General features: G+C 44.4%; 4 protein-coding genes. 3 read left to right on the top strand and 1 reads right to left on the bottom strand.

What is annotated here, in order from left to right; genetic code table 11:
- Nucleotides 1-154: 154 nt before the first annotated feature.
- Nucleotides 155-334: a VapB-type antitoxin gene (locus tag ACP5L5_RS11580; RefSeq protein WP_428763966.1), complete on the bottom strand. Its 180-nt coding sequence runs from the start codon at nt 332-334 to the stop codon at nt 155-157.
- Between the two features lie 223 nt (nt 335-557).
- Here ACP5L5_RS11580 and cas4a point away from each other — a divergent pair, with 223 nt between their 5' ends.
- The 3 genes from cas4a to cas2 form a co-directional block, all read left to right on the top strand.
- The gene (gene cas4a, locus ACP5L5_RS11575; RefSeq protein WP_428763964.1) at nt 558-1,352 is read left to right on the top strand and encodes a type I-A CRISPR-associated protein Cas4/Csa1; all 795 of its coding nucleotides are present in this window, start codon (nt 558-560) and stop codon (nt 1,350-1,352) included.
- Complete coding sequence (gene cas1 / locus ACP5L5_RS11570; protein WP_428763962.1) at nt 1,345-2,340, top strand: CRISPR-associated endonuclease Cas1; 996 nt, start codon at nt 1,345-1,347, stop codon at nt 2,338-2,340. The genes cas4a and cas1 overlap by 8 nt, the downstream gene beginning before the upstream one ends.
- Nucleotides 2,341-2,525, top strand: a 185-nt coding sequence (cas2, locus tag ACP5L5_RS11565) for a CRISPR-associated endonuclease Cas2 (RefSeq protein WP_428763961.1), incomplete at its 3' end; no start/stop codon positions are given.

Raw genomic sequence — 2,525 nt, 5'->3', positions numbered from 1 at the left:
ATCATAGTCCACCTCGCCTCTGATAATCCTCTTCCACAGTGCATTTGCCGTCTCCTTAATGGCTAAATCAATGGTTATTAAGCCATCCAACATTAAATCCCTAACCCTTTCCCAACCGGTCTCGCTGGTGAAGTACTTTATAAGGGCTGATGGGTCAATGACCCTCACGGTCCTCCCTCACAGAACTCACTGAGAATCTCTCCTCACTTGGTTTAATATCTTTCAACAGCTCATCCCACATGGGGACATACCTCCTAATCTTAACCTTCAATGCAAGGTCTCCAAGGAACCTCCTAACCTTCTCATTAATATCAATACCGCTCTCCTCAAGCAATCTCTTAACCTACTCCCTAACCCTGACGCTAATTACCGTAGTTGTCAAGTAAATCACCAATCATCCTACTAATCAATTTACAAGCTTATGAACTCATCCGTCTACAATACTGTAGACATGGTAAAAGAACATCATAGACATCCTAGTTTAATTTAGCTTCTCAATTGATTAAGAAACAACTCATAGACAAGAATAAAACACGCAAATAGGCATGAATGAGTGTATGGTGCTACCCAGGTGGGTTTGGGACTATATTAGGACAATAATGGAGGGTGGATCATACGCTGAATTAAGAGGCTGGTTTAGGGATCCAGTTGCGCCGAGACACTCGGTTAGGCCAACGGTGTCTGAGGTCTCATCACCATGCCCAACAAAACGCGATGCATACCTAAGGCGTGTTACTAAAATACCCATGGAAGACACGGAGGTCCTAAGGCTTGGCAGGTTAATTCACGAGGTCTTCCTGGCACCATTTAGAGAGTCAATACCATTCTCGCAACTCGATACTAAATTCGAAAGCATAATCAATGAGTACGACGATCTAGGCGTCAAGTATAGGGCCCAGTTATACGAGGTTTATATAAAGGCCGTGACCATGGCCCTCAATGCCCGTGAGGAGGGAATACCAATCAGTGTTGAGCCAGCAATACCGGGGGCACCAATCGGTCTCTCTGACATTGTTAAACCGGACATACTCGTGGGCTTCATACCCGTGGAGTTAGTGACCTCATCACTAACGGAAGAATTAACTAGTAGGAAGGACATAGCCGTTACGGCATATGCACTAGCCATAGAGGCTTGGATAGGCCACCCAGTGGACATAGGCGTAGTACTTCATGTAAGTATTAATGGTAAGCCGAGGCTCACCTGGAGGGTCATTAAGATAGATGATACGTTAAGGAGAGCCTTTCTGGACATGAGGGATACTGTAGCAAGAATTATTGAGCATGGTGATGACCCAGGACCAGCAAGCTCCTGCCCAAGGACCTGCCCATTCTATGGTGTCTGCCATGGTTAATGAAGTATACATAACAGATCCAGGAACGAGGATCATGGCCAGGAAGGGTTCAATAGTGATAATGAGTAGGGACGGCAATAAGCAAGTGTTACCGCCGAACGTAGAGGAAATAATCGTTGCAACATCCAGAGCCTCAATAACATCAAAGGCAATTAGAATGCTTTCCATGAAGGGCATAAACCTAGTCTTCCTAAATTCATTCGGAGATCCCGTGGCATTAATGCTACCACCAGTAATCAATAAGACCGTAATGATTAGGATTAAGCAATACGAGTTATTCCTAAATAATGAATTAAGGCTTGAACTGGCGCGTAGGTTGATCGCATGCAAGATAGAGAACCAGGCCAGACTCGTTAGATACTTCGCTAAAAGTCGCAGGGAATCCTCATTAAATGATATAGCCTACTCATTGTCATCATTTGCCACGCAACTAATGTCTATAGAAATCAAAAGACTAAACTCAGAGATTATAGAGGGCATTGAGGCACAGGCAGCCAATAAGTACTGGGATGTGGTTGTGTCATTACTACCCACTTGGCTTGGATTTCATGGCAGGAATCCAGAGGGCACGGACTTAATGAACCTAGCCCTGAACTATGGCTATGGAATACTCTACTCAACAATGGAGAGGTACCTAATAATGGCTGGGCTAGATCCATACCTAGGCGTGCTCCATACAATAAAGAGTGGGAAGCCATCGCTTGTCTTTGACATTGTTGAGGTATTCAGGCCCATAGCCGTGGACAAGGCATTAATAATTGAAATAGATAACACAAAACTAAGTATATTTAATGGTTTTTTGGACTACGACTCAAGGAGGGCGATAGCCAGGATAATACTCAACAACCTAAATAGGGATTACATAAACCCGAGAACAAGCAGGAAATCACCACTAACCGAGATAATGAAGCACGAGACTTGGTACCTCGCGTCAATAATTAGGGATGGTAATGTTAATGATTACGAATGCTTCACCTGGGTGTTCTAGATGTACGTGATAGTCTCATACGACATAAGCGATGATAAGAGGAGGTTCGAAATAATGAGTAGGCTAAAGGCGATGGGCTACGTAAGAGTACAAAGAAGTCTATACATGGCGAGGGGAGGCAGCACTTTGGCTAAGGACACGGCGAGGGCATTAATGAGGCTTATGGGTAGGGAGGACTCTGTCGT

The organism is Vulcanisaeta sp. (assembly GCF_049966235.1).
In the GTDB taxonomy this organism is placed as follows: Archaea; Thermoproteota; Thermoprotei; order Thermoproteales; family Thermocladiaceae; genus Vulcanisaeta; species Vulcanisaeta moutnovskia.
This window is presented reverse-complemented; position numbering and strand designations above follow the sequence as displayed.

Coding starts and splice junctions, on each gene's coding strand:
- cas4a (WP_428763964.1), top strand. CDS start 558: ATGGTGCTACCCAGGTGGGTTTGGGACTATATTAGGACAATAATGGAG.
- cas1 (WP_428763962.1), top strand. CDS start 1,345: ATGGTTAATGAAGTATACATAACAGATCCAGGAACGAGGATCATGGCC.